Raw genomic sequence first — 15,567 nt, forward strand, 5'->3', positions numbered from 1 at the left:
CTCGGGAGCGCTCCGGACGCGAATCGGGTGCAAACCCGGAGAAGGCTTTTGTACCGGCCCCCGTTACCGACCCCCATGAGCCCCGACCGGGCCGCCCTCGAACGCGCCATCGAGCGCGGTGAGCGCGAGGGCGGCAGCGTCGAGTTCAAAGAGCGGCTCACGAAGGACCTGCACCTGGCGGACGGCCGTCGCGAGTCGCTGGCCGCCCAGCTGCGCCACCGCGTCCTCTCCGGCGACGGGGAGGCCACCTACGTCGTCGGCGTCACCGACGACGGCGCCCTCGCCGGCATCGCCCCCGAGGCGTTCACCGAGTCGATGGACGTGCTGAGCCTGCTGGCCGAGGAGGCCGACGCCCACATCGAGAACGTCGAGACCTGGGGCGTCGACGCCGACGGCCGCGCGAAACCGAAAGGCGGCACACAGCCGGGCGACGCCGGCAGCGCCGCGGCGTCCCCCGACAGTGACTACGAGCCGCCCGAGTCCGACGCGCCCGCCGAGGGCATCGTCGGCGTCGCCATCGTCCGCGAGGGTGCCGTGCTGGAGGACGACGAACACATCGTCGTCGGCACCGCCGGCCACGTCGACCACGGCAAGTCCACGCTGGTCGGCACCCTCGTCACCGGCCAGCCCGACGACGGCGAAGGGGGTACTCGCTCGTACCTCGACGTGCAACCCCACGAGGTCGAACGCGGCCTCTCCGCGGACCTCTCCTACGGCGTCTACGGCTTCGACGACGACGGCCCGGTCCGGATGGACAACCCCGACCGCAAGTCCGACCGCGCCCGCGTCGTCGAGGAGGCCGACCGACTCGTCTCGTTCGTCGACACGGTCGGCCACGAGCCGTGGCTGCGCACGACGATCCGCGGGCTGGTCGGCCAGAAGCTCGACTACGGCCTCCTGACCGTCGCGGCCGACGACGGCCCGACGAAGACCACGCGCGAACACCTGGGGATCCTGCTCGCCACCGACCTGCCGACGATGGTCGTCATCACGAAGGCGGACATCGTCAGCGACGAACGCCTGGCGGAGGTCGAACGCGAGGTCGAGCGCCAGCTCCGCGAGGTGGACAAGACGCCGCTGTCCGTGGCCCGCCACGGCGTCGGCGCGGCCGTCGAGGAGATCGACGACACCGTCGTCCCGGTGCTGGCGACCAGCGCGGTCACGATGGAGGGGATGGACACGCTCGACGAACTGCTGGAGCGACTGCCCAAGACCGCCGGCCCGACCGACGACGAGTTCACGATGTACGTCGACCGCTCGTACAAGGTCACCGGCGTCGGCGCCGTCGCCTCGGGGACCATCCGGTCCGGTCGTGTGGAGGCCGGCGACGAACTCCTGCTCGGCCCGATGCAGGACGGCGGGTTCCGCGAGGTCGAGGTCCGGTCGATCGAGATGCACTACCACCGCGTCGACCGCGCCAAGGCCGGCCGCATCGTCGGCATCGCCCTGAAGGGCGTCCGCGAGGCCGACGTGGAGCGGGGGATGGCCCTCCTGCCCCGCGACGCCGACCCCGACCCCGTCCGCGAGTTCGAGGCCGAGGTGATGGTGCTCAACCACCCCACCCGCATCGGCGAGGGGTACGAACCGGTCGTCCACCTCGAGACGGTCAGCGAGGCCGCCGCCTTCTACCCCGACGACGGGCGGTTGCTCCCCGGCGACTCCGGGACGGCACGGGTCCGGTTCAAGTTCCGACCCTACCTGGTCGAGGAAGGCCAGCGGTTCGTCTTCCGCGAGGGCCAGTCGAAGGGCGTCGGCAAGGTCACCGACGTTCGCCCCGACGAGTAACGACTACCGGCGCCGTCTTCGATATTTCTCCGACGAGTAGCGGCCGTCGCCGCGGGCTCGTCGCCACGTGTCCCGGCAAGCGACAGTTACGGACGGGTAGCCGTCGCCCACTCGGTCCAGCGGCCGGCTACGGGCTCGCTAAGACGGGGGTACTGCGAGAAACGCGGCCCAACCGCCGTCCCGTGATTTCTATCGCTCCGCTACCCGTCGAACAGCCGGTCGGTAACTTTGACCGGTGGCGTCCAGGGGACCACACGCGTGCGGGACGACGCGACGGCGCGGTTCCGCGCGCGGAGATCAACTATGAGTTTCCAGAACCAGCCAGGACAGCAGGGATCGTTCGGACAGCAACAGACCCAGCCACAGCAGGGAACGGGCCAGCAGCCGACACAGCAGCAGGGGTACATCCCGGCCAGCCAGCAGCCCGCCGGTCAGCAGGCCGGCGTCCCCGGCCAGCAGGGCCGCGGCGCCGACCAGGCCGCCCAGGACCGCCGCCACTCCCGGCAGTTCCGACAGCGGATGAGCCAGATCGCACGGCAGCGACCGCGTGACCCACAGACTGGGCAGTTCCTGTCGACGGGGTCGCAGGGCGGTCAGCAGGGCCAGAGTCAGCAGTACCAGCAACCCCAGGCCCAGAGTCAGCAGTACCAGCAGCCGCAGGGCCAGAGTCAGCAGTACCAGCAACCCCAGGCCCAGACCCAGCAACAGCCACAGGATCAGCAGTATCAGCAGCCACAGGCCCAGCAGGCGAGTCAGCAGCCGCAGACCCAGCAGCTGGGCCAGCAGCCGCAGACACAGGGGATGGGTCAGCAGCCACAGGCCCAGCAGATGGGCCAACAGCAGCCGCAGACACGGGGGACGAGCCAGCAGTCCCGCGGGACGAGCCAGCAGCCGAGCGGGCAACAGGGGTACATCCCGGCCAGCCAGCGGCCCGCCGGTCAGCAGGCCGGCATCCCCGGCCAGCAGGGCCGCGGCGCCGACCAGGGCGCCCAGGACCGCCGCCACTCCCAGCAGTTCCGGGAGTTCCAGCACCAGAAGGCCGAACACCAGCCGCGTGACCCCCAGACCGGCCAGTTCCTGTCGGAGAACCAGCAGGGCCAGCAGGGTCAGCAGAGCCAACAGGGTCGCCAGAGCCAGTCGGGCGGGCAGATGTACGCCCAGCGGACCCAGCAGGACCTGGCGACCCAGCAGGACCAGGCGACCCAGCAGGACCAGGCGACCCAGCAGCAGAACTGGCAGTAGACGCCCCGAATCGGCGTCACCAGGGCGGTCGACAGCGAGACACCCGCGCTTTTTTCGAACGCCCACCCCGATAGCGTCGGCTATCGGGTGACCTCGGTCCCGGAGAAGAGCGGCGGTAGCGCCCTCAGGATTCCATCTTCGCGACGATCTCGTCGGCGGCGTCGCGCGCCTCGCTCTCGTCGGCGACGCCGTCGACCGGGATCAGGACGCTCTGGGCGGTCCAGTCCTCGTTGCCGTGCTCGTCGCCGGTACGCACCTCGGCGCCGGAGACGACCGACCCGGCGACGTTCGCGGCCCAGTCGGGCGTCCGGATCTCGTCGAACTCGTCGGGGTCGCGGTAGCGCACGTGGTAGTAGTTCTCGCTCTGTTCGACGCCCTGTATCGACCGGGAGCTCGCCATACCGGACGGTAGCGCCTCACCGGCGGAGAACCGTCTGCCGGCACTGGCAAGGACAGGTTCCGCCGGGAACGCGCCCGTCACCCCTCGCGCAGGACGGCCCGGAGGAGCTTCGACTCGGCCTTCCGCAGGTGTTCGGCGGCGGTGCTGGGCGCACAGCCGAGCGCGTCGGCGACCGCCTCGTGGTCGCCGGTCCGCGGCACGTCGTAGTAGCCCAGGTCGAGGGCGGCCTCGGCGGCCTCCCGCTGGCGGTCAGTCAGCCGCGCCGCCGGCGCGACGCGGGAGGCCGCGAGCGACCCGACGGCCTCGACGGTCACCTCGACGGGCTCGGGGATCGCGCCCATCGCCGCCTGGAGTTCCTCGTCCGGACCGAATATCGTGAGCGTCACCTCGCCGTCGGCCCCGTAGACGATGGGCGGAACGACGACGAGCCCACCCCGGCTGATCGGGCCGAACAGCTCGGCGAGCGAGTCCGTCGTCGCGTCGCGGACGTACGCGTAGAAGGCGTCGTCGCCGACGGGTTCGATGTCGTAGCCGACGACCACGTCGATGTCGTCGGCCGCCGCCGCGAAGGCGTCGGCGTCGCCCTCGACGTAGTGGAGGATCCCGAGCGCGTCGCCCGTGAAGTTCCACTGCAGCGCCGTCGCGCGCTCGACGAACGGCGCCCGGGTCATCACGCCGTACATCGGGTGGATCTCCCCCTCGCGGCCCCCGGCGGTGATCGAGACTCGAAGACGCTTCACGGTCGGCTGTCCGCCCGTCTCCATCATAAACCCGCCGGACAGATGCGGCAGTACCGACAGGTCCGTCCGGCGCGTCGCCTCGACCATGGAGAGCGTACTGGTGACCGGTGCGACCGGGACCCTCGGCGGCGCGCTCGTCGACCGACTGGTCGAGGCCGGGTGGCGGGTGCTGGCAGCGACCCGGCGGCTCGACGATCCGCCCCCGACCGCGGAGGGCGACGGAACTATCGAGTGGGTTAAACTGGACCTCGTCGAGGGAACGGGGATCGAGGCCGGAGTCGCCGACGCCGACGCGGTCGTCCACGCGGCGACGGCACCGCAGGGTGACACCATGGCGGTCGACGTTCGCGGGACCGAGCGGCTACTGGACGCGGCCGAGGGTGCGGGCGTCGAGCACCTCCTCTACCCCTCGATCGTCGGCGTCGGCGAGATCCCGTTCTCGTACTACGAGCGCAAGCGCGAGGCCGAGCGGGCGGTCGAGGCCAGTCCCGTCCCGTCGACGACTCTGCGGGCGACGCAGTTCCACGCGTTCGTCGACGAGCTTCTCGGGACGGTCGCGAAACTGCCAGTCTGGCCGCTCCCGACGGAACTGCGGGCCCAGCCGGTCGACCACCGCGAGGTCGCGGACCGGATCGTCGACTACCTCGCGGACGGACCCCGCGGCCGCGCGGACCCCGTCGGCGGGCCGGCGGTCCACCGGCTCGGCGAACTCGCGAGCGCGTACCGCGAGGCCCGGGGACTCCGTCGGGCGGTCGTTCGACTGCCGATCCCCGGCGGCGTCGCGAAGGGCTTCCGCGCTGGGAAGGCCACCCGTCCGGACCACGCGGTCGGCACGGTGACCTGGGAGTCGTGGCTTGCCGAGCGATACGGCGGACCGCCGGAGTCGGTGACCGACCGGGCCGGCGCGTCGTCCGGGTGAAGGGCGAGGAAATCGGAAAACGCGGGTCGACCGACCGCGATGCCCCTCAGGCCCAGGGCTCCTCGGTGAGGGCGTGCAGCGACTCGACGACGTGGTGGGGCTCGGGGTCGAGGGCGACCCCCTCGCGGCCGTCGGCGAGCCAGACCGACCGCAGACCCGCGGCGTGGGCGCCGGTCACGTCCGATGCGTGGGAGTTGCCGACGTGGACGGTCCGCTCGGCGTCGACCCCCAGCTCCTCCAGCGCGAGGTGGAACGGTTCGGGGTCGGGCTTGTACGGCGCGTCGTGGCCGCCGTGGACGACCACCTCGAAGCGGTCCTCGATGCCGAGGCCGGCGAGCTTCTGTGACTGCATCCACGGGTCGCCGTTGGTGACCATGCCGATCCGGTAGGCGTCGGCCAGCGCGTCCAGCGCCGCCTCCGCGCCGTCGAGGAAGCGGACGTTCGTCTGGTCGCGCTCGTCGGTGTAGATGTCGGCTATCTCCTCGCCGACGGCCTCGTCGTGGCCCGCCTCGACGGCGAAGGTGCCGAACGCCGCCCGGCGCGTGTCGCGGATGTCGTCGCCCGCGTCGGAGAACTCGCCCAGTCGCTCGACGTACTCGGCACCGTCGAAGAAGGGGTCGACGCCGACCCGGTCGAAGGCGATCGCCAGGATGTCGTCGGCGCTGCGCTCGTAGGTGCAGAGAGTGTCGTCCAGGTCGAACAGGACGGCCTCGACTGGCCCCGTCATTGCGGGATAGTAGCGACCCGGCGGCCAAAAGCCGGTCGGTCCCACCCGCATCCGGAGCCGGTCACCCCCTGTCGGGGCCGCGCTCCGCGCTACTGCTCGTCGGAGAGCCCGGCGACCAGCGCGTCCACGGCTCGCTTGACCGCCGCCCCGGACTCGATCCGGACCGCGCCGTCGTCGGTCACGGCCAGGTCCGGCCCCTCGACGGCGTCGGCCACCTGGTCGGCGAGCAGGTCGCCCTCGACAGAGAGCGTCGCCGCCTCCGGGTAGAGCCGGACGGTCCCGACCCGCTCGCCGCGGGCGGTGACGGCGTAGCCGACCGTCCCCTCGGGAGCGGGCTCGGTGTCGGGGTCGGCGTCGACGACGGACACGTCGCCGAGGACGCCCCTGTCGCGTCCGGAGAGCTCCGAGGAGAGCAGCTGGGCGATGCGCTTGCCGTCCGTGACGCGGTCCTCGACCATCAGTCGTCCCCCAGTTCGCCGGCGGCGCGGTCGGCCAGGTCGCCCAGTTCGACGCCCTGGCGGCGGGCGTAGACGACCGCCGCGGCCTCGACGGTGACGCCGAGGTCGGCCTGGAGGCCGTTGACCGCCGCGACGGCGTCCTGTTTCTCCACCCCGGACTGGACGATCGCGTCGAGCGCGCGCTCGAAGTTCGACCGCTGGCGCAACACGTCGTCGCCAGGCTCGAACCCGTCGGGGACGGTCACCTCCCGCGGGTCGAACGTCGGGTCGAGTTCGTCGTCCTCGCGGTCGAGCAGCCCCTCGGTGGCGGCCACGTCGACGAGTCGCTTGGCCTGCTCGGGCGAGAACCACTCGCGGTCCAGCGAGAGCGCGACGACGAACTCGCTCTCCGAGAGGGTCTCCCGGCCCTTCGCCCGGAAGGGGACGGCGACGGCGCGGCGCAGACTCATCGTCCGTCGATGGGCGCGGCCCGGCACGTAACGTTGCCGGTCGCCGGCCGGCGGGGCGGTCGGACGGTGCGCGACCGTCGCGAACGGCTCCGGCGCGAGCGAACGGCGTCTCCGGGCGTCGCGGCGACCGGGAGTCGAGAGGTTCAAGTAGACGCTGGGCGACTCCACGGGTATGAAGTTCCAGGGACGCTCCCCGCGCAAGCGCACCGGCGGCCGACGCCGGAACTTCCGGAAGAAGAAGAAGCACGAACTGGGCGACCAGCCGACCGAGACCCGCGTCGGCGAGACGCGCCTCAAGACGGTCGACGCCCGCGGCAACACCGAGAAGGTCCGCGCCATCACCGCCGACACCGCCAGCGTCGCGACCGACGGCGAGGTCGTCGCCGCCGACATCGAGGACGTCGTCGAAAACTCCTCGAACCCCAACTACGTGCGCCGGAACATCGTCACCAAGGGCGCCATCATCGAGACCAGCGAGGGGCGCGCCCGCGTCACCTCCCGTCCCGGACAGGACGGCCAGATCAACGCCGTCCTCGTCGAATAGGCCCGTTTTCTCGCCGCGGTCGCCACCGAACCGTGGTAGTGCGGTTCCCCGGCGACGGCGTCTATATAGCGGTCCGATCCAATCGATTCCGGAGGGGAGCCGACCGTACCCCTCTTAGCGAGCCTTTTGGCGGTCGATCCCCCACGCTCTGATGGCGTGCGGCGCTCACCAGCGAGCGCCACCGAGCACCCCGCCCCGTTCGACGCGCGCCGCACGTCCCACCCGCGACTGCCACCTCGTCCGGGGCACCATGCCCCGTTTTCCGCAGTCCCCGTAGCCGCCGCTTGCCGACTAACCAGCGGAGAAGCGGACGCGCAGCGGGTCTCCAGTTGTCCCGCGGCGGTCGTCCGGGGCGAGTCGGCCGGGTCTCAGGGCGAGGGCGCCGCCTTCTGGAGCGCGCTCTCGGCGATGTTGCCGCCGTAGTCGGCGGTCCGCGAGAGGGAGTCGACGACGAGCCCGAGCGACTGGGCGAGTTCGGGGTCGTCGAGGTCGCGGATCACGTCGTCGACATCGCGGGCGCGCTCGTCGATGTCGGGCAGGTCGGCGCGGGCCTCGGTCGCGAGCGCGACCGCCTCGTCGGGGTCGTCCTCCAGGAGCGCGTCCATCGCGGTCTCCGGGACGGTGACGGCGGCGGTCTGGAGGTCGCTCAGCACCTCCGCGACCGACTCGCCGACCGGGCCGATCTCCAGCGCGATGTTCGCGATCTTGGTGGCGTGGTCGGCGATCCGCTCCAGCTGGCGGGCGCTGGACTGGTAGTCGAAGACCGTCTCGCGGGGGAAGCCGATCTCGGTGGCGGCGGCCGGGTTCCGCAGGACCGTCCGGAACACCCGGGAGACCATGTACCACAGCCGGTCCACGTCGTCGTCGCGCTCGATCACGTCGTGGGCGAGCTCGTCGTCGTCCTCCAGCAGGGCGGTGACCGCGTCCGAGAGCATCGTCAGCGACACCAGCCGCATCCGCGTGATGGCGTTGTGGACCGACAGCTCCGAGGAGTCCAGCAGGTCCTGGAGGACGACCCGCTCGCCTGTCTCCTCGATGACCTCCAGGCCGACCAGCCCCTGGGTCGCCTCGCGGATGGTGCGGCGCTGGCCGGCGGTGACCCGGGCGGCCTCGAAGTTGATCACGTCGAACCCGCTGACGTACATCGTCATCACCGCGCGCGTGAGCTGGTCGCCCTCCAGCCCGTCGATCTCGATCGACCCCTCCTCGCGCTCCTCGTCGCTCTTCGGCGACAGCAGCAGGATGTCCTCCTCGGAGTGGAACTCGACGACGCTGCCCGCGCTCACGTCGTTCTCCGTCGCCCAGTCCTTCGGCAGCGACACCGTGTACGTCGACCCGCCCGTGACCTGGACCTTGCGCGTCTCCATAGCGGTGGGTCGTCGTCACTCGCAAATAAATCAACCCCTTTCTATATATTTACAGCTACGTACCGGTATATTGCGCCATATATCACTCCGGTTCGGCTCGCCTCCTGTGGATCTTCGCGGCGAGCACCGAGATCCGCCGGCGACTCCGATCGGATATATATCCATCAGAGTCGGATATGATGGCCGTACCCGGGCCGAACGGTCGGTGCGGTCCGCGCGGCGTCGAGGCACCCCGTCGAACCGTCTCACGCCAGCAGCTGGTATCCCCGGCCGAGAGCGAGTCTCCTCGCCGCCGCGGACACAGGCCGCCGCGTCCGGCGCGTACCCCGGCGATACGCCGACCCTACCGGCGCCGCCCGTCCGTCCGTAGCGGTGGGCATGGGTATGTACATCTATATAGCTATAATAGTAGAGTATTTAGTCAATCTGGGGCCACTGATCCGGTAATGCGGGAGAACCCTGTAACCCGCCGACAACTGCTGGCTGGCGCGGCGGGCGTCGCCGCGTCGCTGGGTGGCTGTATCAGTACGAGTCCCACACCGCCGGGACAGGCCGCGGGCGGCGCCGGCGGCGGCGGGGGCTCGAGCACCGAACTGCTCAAGGCGGGCGGCTCGTCGACGCTGTTCCCGATGGTCCAGCGGGCCGCGTCGTACTGGGCGTCGAACTACCCGCCGACCGACCGGGAGTACTGGGGGCCGAGCCAGTACGACATCGAGACCGACGAGCGGCTGGCCGACTACTGGGCGAGCAAGTACGGCTTCGAGGCCGACGGCGACGTGTCGCCGCCGTTCGAGGTGAACGTCGGCCTCAGCCACTCCGGGACCGGCCTGGAGAAGCTCCGCGACCAGCAGATCGACATCGGGAACGCGAGCGCGCCCGCGAGCGCCGAGTTCCCCGACGCCTCCGAGGAGGAGCTGTCGAGCTTCACGGAGCACGTCATCGCCGTCGACGCCCAGCCCATCGTCGTGAGCACGGAGATCTACGACGCGGGCGTGACGAAGCTCACCGCCGAGCAGGTCCGGGGGATCTACACCGGCGAGATCACCCGGTGGTCGGAGATCCCGAGCTACGACGGCCCCGAAAGGGAGATCCAGGCCATCGGGCGCGCCGAGGGGTCGGGCACCGACACCGCCTTCCGGACGAACATGCTCGGCGGCCCCAACGCCCCGATGGACGGCGTCGACGGCCGGAAGGGACAGAACCAGCAGGTCAAGACCACCGTCGCGAGCTCCAACAACGCCGTCGCGTACATGGCGCTGGCGTTCACCGACGACTCGGTGCCCGCCGTCGAGCTCTCGTTCGACGGGACGACCTACACGCCGGGCGAGAACCTCTCGGACCCCTCCTACCCGCTCGCCCGGGATCTGCACTGTTACACCTGGGAGGGCACCTCGGCGAAGGAGGCCGCGTTCCTCCGGATGATCCTCAGCGACTTCGGCCAGCAGAACTTCGTCGAGGTCGAGGGGTACTCGAAGCTCACGGCCGAGCGCCAGCAGGAAGAGTTCGAGAAACTGCCGGAGCCCGAAGCATGAGCGTCGCGACGCGACTCGACGGACTGGACACCGGGACGCAGGTCGTCGGGAGCGTCGGGAGCGTCCTCGTCGCGGCCGCGATCCTCTCGTTTCTGGTCGCGCCGGCGCTGACGGGCCCCATCCTGCTCGCGTTCGCCGCGTTCGTCGTCGCCAGCTACGTCGTCGCGGAGGAGAGCACCGCCCGCTTTCTGTTGTTCGCGACGACCACCTCGACGGTCCTGATCCTCGGGTTCATCACCGTCTACCTGGTGATCAACGCCGTCCCGGTTGCGCGGGAGATGGGGCTGTACCTCCTCGTCGGCTCCGACCCGTTCTGGGACACGGGGCGGAACGTCTACTCGCTCGTCCCGATGATGTGGGGGACGCTGGTGACGACGGTCATCGCGACGCTCGTCGCGGCGCCGCTCGGGGTCGCCGGCGCCGTCTTCATCAGCGAAGTCGCGCCCGCATGGGCGCGGGAGATAGTGAAACCGGCCGTCGAGATGCTCGCCGGTATCCCCTCCATCGTCTACGGGTTCATCGGCTTCACCGTCCTCTCGCCGTACTTCCAGACCGAGCTGCGCGTCCCGCAGCTCGGGAACATCTTCATCGTCGGGTTCGTCATCGGGGTGATGGCGCTCCCGACAGTCGTCTCGGTTGCCGAGGACGCCATCGCGGCCGTCCCGGACCCGACGAAAGACGGCGCCCACGCGCTGGGCGCGACGGACTGGCAGACGACCACCAGCGTCACGCTGCCGACCGCCTTCTCCGGCATCTCCGCCGCAGTCCTGCTCGGCGTCGGCCGCGCCGTCGGCGAGACGATGGCCGCGACGGTCATCCTCGCCAACGTCGTCGAGCTCCCCACGCCGCTGACGGACGTCTTCGACAGCACGATCACGCTCACGAGCCTCATCGCCAGCCAGTACGGCGCCGCCAGCGGTCTCCAGATGTCGGGGCTGTTCGCGGCCGGCGTCGTCCTGTTCGTCACCGTCATGGGCTTCTCCGTCGCGTCGCAGCTCATCGAGCGCCGGATGAGTGAGCGGCTGGGAGGTGAACAATGAGTTACCGCACGGACCTCGACGACCGCGACGTCCTGGTCGCCGACGACTCCTCGACGCGCGAGCTGGTCAGCGGCGGGCTGGTCGCCCTGTCGTTCGCGTCGTTCGTCCTCGCGGTGCTCGCGCTCGCCCAGTACGTCCCGGCCGACACCGCCCTCGGCGGCGTCACCGTCGCCGCGGCGCTGGGCGGGTCGCTGACCGCCGTCGGGGTCGGCATCGTGGCGCTGGGGGCCGCCTCCTACGGCGGCCGCTTCGCGGCCGAACCCGGACACACCGGCGGGCTCGTCTCCGCCGCGTTCCTCGGGCTGCTGTGGTTCGCGGTCGGCGGGCTCGTCGCCGCCCAGACGCTCGGGCTCTCGACGGTCTGGCCGGTCGTCGCGCTGGCCGCGGGCGGCGTCGGCGCGGCCGTCGCATTGGTCGCCCGCGAGGACCTCGGCGTCACTCTCTCGGCCGGGCTGTTCGTCCTCGTCTCGGGGCTGGTCGTCGCCGCGGGCCTCGTCGGCCCCGGCTGGACGTGGAGCCCCGAGGGGTTCTCCATCACGCTAACGGGCGTCGTCGGCGTCCCGGTGATCGCGCTGTTCGCCGGGCTCGTCGGCGCCTGGACGGCCGCCCGCGTCTACGGCGGCTTCGGCCCGCAGGGCCGACAGCTGGGCGCGTACACCCTCATCGCGACCAACGCCGCCGGGATGCTCGCCCTCCTCGGCTCGCTGGTCGGGTTCATCGTCGTCCGCGGCTTCGGCCCGATGACCGAGGGGATCAAGTACGGCCTCTACTGGGGACCGTGGACGTGGTTCAACCCGCCCGTCCTCGACACGTGGGTCGTCGTCGAGGGGCCGATCGTCTGGTTCTACTGGCCGTTCGTCATGGAGGGGTACAGCACGCTCGGCACGGGCATCGACGGGGTGCTCCCGGCCATCGTCGGCACGGTCTGGCTGGTCGTCGGCGCGGTGGCGCTCGCGGTGCCGCTGGGCGTCGGCGCGGCCGTCTTCCTCACCGAGTACGCCGAGCAGGGCCGGTTCACGTCGCTCGTCGAGATCTCCACGAACGGGCTCTGGAGCACGCCGAGCGTCGTCTACGGGCTGTTCGGGCTGGCCTTCTTCGTCCCGCGGCTCGGCAACACCAGTTCGATCCTCGCCGGCCAGCTCGTCCTCGGGTTCATGCTGCTGCCGCTGGTGGTCATCACCAGCCGGGAGTCGCTGAAGAGCGTCCCCGACGAGTACCGCGACGCCAGCGCCGCGCTGGGCGTCTCCAAGTGGGAGACCATCAAGAGCGTCGTCCTCCCGGCGTCGCTGCCGGGCGTCATCACCGGCGTCATCCTCGGCATCGGCCGCATCGCCGGCGAGACGGCTCCCATCCTGCTCGTGACCACGAGCTCCCCGTTCCCCTCGGAGGTCGCCGGCGTCGTCGAGGGCGGCTTCCGGTTCACCTCGGCGTTCCCGTTCGTCGCCGTCCCCGACGTGAACCTCGTGCAGTCGTCGAGCGCGCTGCCCTACCAGCTGTACGCGGTCATCACCGCCGGGCTCGGGGACAACCTCGACTTCGCCTGGGCCACGGCGCTGGTGCTGTTGCTCGTCGTGATGAGCTTCTACGCGGTCGGCATCGGCTCGCGGATCTACTTCAGGAGGAAACTCGACCAATGAGCGAAACCGACTTCACCCAGACCGACACCGAGGAACCGACACCCGGAACCGACGCGACCGTCGAACCCGAGACCACCGCCGGCGAGACCGACGAGCGCGTCCGCGAGGAGTGGCGCGAGTACGAGTTCGCCGGCGACGCGAAGCTCAGCGTCTCCGACCTGGACGTCCACTACGGCGACGAGCAGGCGCTGAAGGGCGTCTCGATGGACATCCCCGAGGAGAGCGTCACCGCGCTCATCGGCCCCTCGGGCTGTGGCAAGTCGACGTTCCTGCGCTCGCTCAACCGGATGAACGACCGGATCTCCGCCGCACAGGTCGACGGCTCGGTCGAGCTCGACGGCGAGGAGATCTACCAGGACGGCGTCGACCTGGTCGAACTCCGCAAGCGCGTCGGCATGGTGTTCCAGGCGCCGAATCCCTTCCCCAAGTCGATCCGCGACAACATCTCCTACGGGCCGCGCAAGCACGGCGAGATCAACACCGGATTGGTCGCGCGCCTGCTCGGCCGCGACGACACCGACGAGGAGCACGAACTCGTGGAACAGTCGCTCCGGCAGGCCGCCCTGTGGGACGAGGTCAACGACCGGCTGGACGACAACGCGCTCGGGCTGTCGGGCGGCCAGCAACAGCGGCTCTGTATCGCCCGCTGTCTGGCGGTCGACCCCGACGTGATCCTGATGGACGAACCAGCGTCCGCGCTGGACCCGGTCGCCACCTCGAAGATCGAGGACCTCATCGAGGACCTCGCGGAGGAGTACACGGTCGTCGTCGTCACGCACAACATGCAGCAGGCCGCCCGCATCTCCGACCAGACCGCCGTGTTCCTCACCGGCGGCGAACTCGTCGAGTACGACGACACCGGGAAGATCTTCGAGAACCCCGAGAGCCAGCGCGTCGAGGACTACGTCACCGGCAAGTTCGGGTAGTCGATCCGCTCTCTCCCCGCCGACCGACACCGATACGGCGGTCGCGTTCCGAACACCGCACACAGTGACGACTTACGACGCGGTCGTCTTCGACCACGACGGCGTGCTCGTGGAACTCACCGAGATGGACCTGCTACGCCGTGCCGCCCGCGCGGCGTTCGCCGAGCACGGCGTCGACGACCCGCCCGAGGCGCTCGTCGAACACGCGGCCGACGGCGACCTCGACGACCTCGCCCGGGTCGAGGACGCCTTTGACCTCTCGCTGGCCGAGTACTGGGCCAGCCGCGAGGACCACGCCATCGACCACCAGTGCGACGCCGTCGAGTCCGGCGCCAAACCGCTGTACGACGACGTGACCGCGCTGGCGGACCTCCCCCACCGGAAGGCCGTCGTCAGCAACAACCAGCACGAGACGGTCCGGTTCGTCGTCGACCACTACGACCTGGCCGACCACTTCGAGCACGTCGCCGGCCGCGACCCCACCGTCGAGGGTGCCCGCCGCCGCAAGCCCGAGACCCACTACCTCGACGCCGCGCTCGACGAACTGGGCACCCGCGAGGCCCTCTACGTCGGCGACTCCCCGAAAGACGTGGAAGTCGCCCACCGCGCGGGCGTCGACAGCGCCTTCCTCCGGCGGAGCCACCGCGCCGACACCGCCCTCGACCGCGAACCGACCTACGAGGTCGAGACGCTGACCGCGCTGGCCGAGCGACTGGCCGACTGACGGGTCGCGGCGTCTCCTTCCGTCCAGTTCACGGTCCGGCAATTCGCGCGGATGGCACAACATACATTGCCCGGCCGGTGGTCGTCGTAGGTATGCCACGCGAAGGATATCAGGAGAAACTCGACGCGCTGCAGGAGGACGTGCTCTACATGAGCGAGGTCGTCCTCGAACGCCTGCGGATGGGCCTGGACGCCCTGGAGACCAAAGACGAGGACCTCGCCTGGGAGGTCATCGATGGCGACGACGAGGTCAACCAGCTCTATCTCGACCTCGAACAGGACTGTATCGACCTGCTGGCGCTCCAGCAGCCCGTCGCCTCGGACCTGCGCTTCATCGCCGCCTCGTTCAAGATCATCACCGACCTCGAACGCATCGCCGACCTCGCGACCAACCTCGGCGAGTACACCCACGAGGCCGAGCGCGACCTGTACCCCGACGTCGACATCCAGGAGATCGGGACGCTCGTCATCGAGATGGTCGAGGCCGCCATGGACGCCTACGAGTCCGAGGACCCCGACGCCTGCGTCGCCATCGCCGAGCGCGACGACGCCATCGACGAGCGCTGCGAGGCCGCCTCCAGCACCATCGTCCGCGACCTCATCGAACGGGAGGTCGACGACGGCACCGGCGAGGAGGAGATCGAACAGCTCATGGCCGACGTGTCGCGCCTGCTGCTCACCGTCCGCGACCTCGAACGTGTCGGCGACCACGCCGTCAACATCGCCGCCCGCACCCTCTACATGGTCGAGAACGACGACCAGCTTATCTACTAGGGCCCACTTTTTCCAGCGGAGAGTTCGCACCCACTTTTTCCAGCGGAGAGTTCGCACCCACTTTTTCCAGCGGAGAGTTCGCACCCACTTTTTCCAGCGGAGAGTTCGCACCCACTTTTTCCAGCGGAGAGTTCCTCGCGCGCCGGAGGCGCGCTGCGGGAATCCTCCGCTGCAAAAACGTGGGGACGCTCTTGTGAAGCACGTTGTTGATTTTCAGAGCGCGGCGTCGAGAGCGTGTTTGAGCGCTTGGTCGCCTGGTTTTCTGTAGAGTTCACGGCGGAGTTCGAAAGCTCTGAGATACGGC

At 70.1% G+C, this 15,567-nt stretch carries 16 protein-coding genes; 10 read left to right on the top strand and 6 right to left on the bottom strand.

What is annotated here, in order from left to right; genetic code table 11:
• Positions 1 to 75: 75 nt before the first annotated feature.
• Positions 76 to 1,785 carry a GTPBP1 family GTP-binding protein gene (locus ACMGFG_RS20755; RefSeq protein ID WP_436932213.1) on the top strand — a complete coding sequence of 570 codons (1,710 nt, stop codon included), beginning with the start codon at positions 76 to 78 and terminating at the stop codon, positions 1,783 to 1,785.
• Between the two features lie 303 nt (positions 1,786 to 2,088).
• The gene (locus ACMGFG_RS20760; protein WP_436932214.1) at positions 2,089 to 3,027 is read left to right on the top strand and encodes a hypothetical protein; all 939 of its coding nucleotides are present in this window, start codon (positions 2,089 to 2,091) and stop codon (positions 3,025 to 3,027) included.
• A 124-nt stretch (positions 3,028 to 3,151) separates the two neighbouring features.
• Here ACMGFG_RS20760 and ACMGFG_RS20765 read toward each other — a convergent pair whose 3' ends face one another.
• Together ACMGFG_RS20765 and ACMGFG_RS20770 are read right to left on the bottom strand one after the other, a co-directional pair.
• Positions 3,152 to 3,427: a hypothetical protein gene (locus ACMGFG_RS20765; protein ID WP_436932215.1), complete on the bottom strand. Its 276-nt coding sequence runs from the start codon at positions 3,425 to 3,427 to the stop codon at positions 3,152 to 3,154.
• Between the two features lie 77 nt (positions 3,428 to 3,504).
• On the bottom strand, positions 3,505 to 4,167 hold the full coding sequence (locus ACMGFG_RS20770; protein ID WP_436932216.1) for a helix-turn-helix domain-containing protein: 663 nt from the start codon (positions 4,165 to 4,167) through the stop codon (positions 3,505 to 3,507).
• 85 nt (positions 4,168 to 4,252) lie between these two features.
• Between ACMGFG_RS20770 and ACMGFG_RS20775 the strand changes: the two genes are divergently transcribed.
• Entirely contained in the window at positions 4,253 to 5,086 is an 834-nt protein-coding gene (locus ACMGFG_RS20775; RefSeq protein WP_436932217.1) for an SDR family oxidoreductase, read from the top strand.
• Between the two features lie 46 nt (positions 5,087 to 5,132).
• Here the strand turns inward: ACMGFG_RS20775 and ACMGFG_RS20780 are convergent, their stop codons facing one another.
• From ACMGFG_RS20780 to ACMGFG_RS20790, 3 genes are all read right to left on the bottom strand, one after another.
• Positions 5,133 to 5,813, bottom strand: a complete 681-nt coding sequence (locus ACMGFG_RS20780; RefSeq protein WP_436932218.1) for an HAD family hydrolase — start codon at positions 5,811 to 5,813, stop codon at positions 5,133 to 5,135.
• An 89-nt stretch (positions 5,814 to 5,902) separates the two neighbouring features.
• Complete coding sequence (locus tag ACMGFG_RS20785) at positions 5,903 to 6,271, bottom strand: DUF7993 family protein (protein WP_436932219.1); 369 nt, start codon at positions 6,269 to 6,271, stop codon at positions 5,903 to 5,905.
• The gene (locus tag ACMGFG_RS20790) at positions 6,271 to 6,720 is read right to left on the bottom strand and encodes a DUF2240 family protein (protein WP_135363749.1); all 450 of its coding nucleotides are present in this window, start codon (positions 6,718 to 6,720) and stop codon (positions 6,271 to 6,273) included. Before ACMGFG_RS20790 ends, ACMGFG_RS20785 begins: the two co-directional genes overlap by 1 nt.
• Positions 6,721 to 6,892: 172 nt before the next feature.
• Here ACMGFG_RS20790 and ACMGFG_RS20795 point away from each other — a divergent pair, with 172 nt between their 5' ends.
• Positions 6,893 to 7,264: a 30S ribosomal protein S8e gene (locus tag ACMGFG_RS20795; RefSeq protein WP_436932220.1), complete on the top strand. Its 372-nt coding sequence runs from the start codon at positions 6,893 to 6,895 to the stop codon at positions 7,262 to 7,264.
• Between the two features lie 368 nt (positions 7,265 to 7,632).
• Here ACMGFG_RS20795 and ACMGFG_RS20800 read toward each other — a convergent pair whose 3' ends face one another.
• The gene (locus ACMGFG_RS20800) at positions 7,633 to 8,631 is read right to left on the bottom strand and encodes a PhoU domain-containing protein (protein WP_436932221.1); all 999 of its coding nucleotides are present in this window, start codon (positions 8,629 to 8,631) and stop codon (positions 7,633 to 7,635) included.
• A 446-nt stretch (positions 8,632 to 9,077) separates the two neighbouring features.
• Between ACMGFG_RS20800 and ACMGFG_RS20805 the strand changes: the two genes are divergently transcribed.
• The 6 genes from ACMGFG_RS20805 (at position 9,078) to phoU (ending at position 15,263) form a co-directional block, all read left to right on the top strand.
• Positions 9,078 to 10,163, top strand: a complete 1,086-nt coding sequence (locus ACMGFG_RS20805; protein WP_436932222.1) for a PstS family phosphate ABC transporter substrate-binding protein — start codon at positions 9,078 to 9,080, stop codon at positions 10,161 to 10,163.
• A complete protein-coding gene (gene pstC, locus ACMGFG_RS20810; RefSeq protein WP_436932223.1) occupies positions 10,160 to 11,203 on the top strand; it encodes a phosphate ABC transporter permease subunit PstC in 1,044 nt (347 codons plus the stop codon). The genes ACMGFG_RS20805 and pstC overlap by 4 nt, the downstream gene beginning before the upstream one ends.
• Positions 11,200 to 12,840 carry a phosphate ABC transporter permease PstA gene (pstA, locus tag ACMGFG_RS20815; RefSeq protein WP_436932224.1) on the top strand — a complete coding sequence of 547 codons (1,641 nt, stop codon included), beginning with the start codon at positions 11,200 to 11,202 and terminating at the stop codon, positions 12,838 to 12,840. The genes pstC and pstA overlap by 4 nt, the downstream gene beginning before the upstream one ends.
• The gene (gene pstB / locus ACMGFG_RS20820) at positions 12,837 to 13,766 is read left to right on the top strand and encodes a phosphate ABC transporter ATP-binding protein PstB (protein ID WP_436932225.1); all 930 of its coding nucleotides are present in this window, start codon (positions 12,837 to 12,839) and stop codon (positions 13,764 to 13,766) included. The genes pstA and pstB overlap by 4 nt, the downstream gene beginning before the upstream one ends.
• 64 nt (positions 13,767 to 13,830) lie before the next feature.
• A complete protein-coding gene (locus tag ACMGFG_RS20825) occupies positions 13,831 to 14,490 on the top strand; it encodes an HAD family hydrolase (protein WP_436932226.1) in 660 nt (219 codons plus the stop codon).
• 92 nt (positions 14,491 to 14,582) lie between these two features.
• Positions 14,583 to 15,263 (top strand): phosphate signaling complex protein PhoU, encoded by a 681-nt coding sequence (phoU, locus tag ACMGFG_RS20830; RefSeq protein WP_436932227.1) that lies wholly within the window; start codon positions 14,583 to 14,585, stop codon positions 15,261 to 15,263.
• The last annotated feature ends 304 nt before the right edge of the window (positions 15,264 to 15,567 follow it).

It is taken from the genome of Halosimplex halobium (assembly GCF_051414055.1).
Taxonomy (GTDB): Archaea; Halobacteriota; Halobacteria; order Halobacteriales; family Haloarculaceae; genus Halosimplex; species Halosimplex halobium.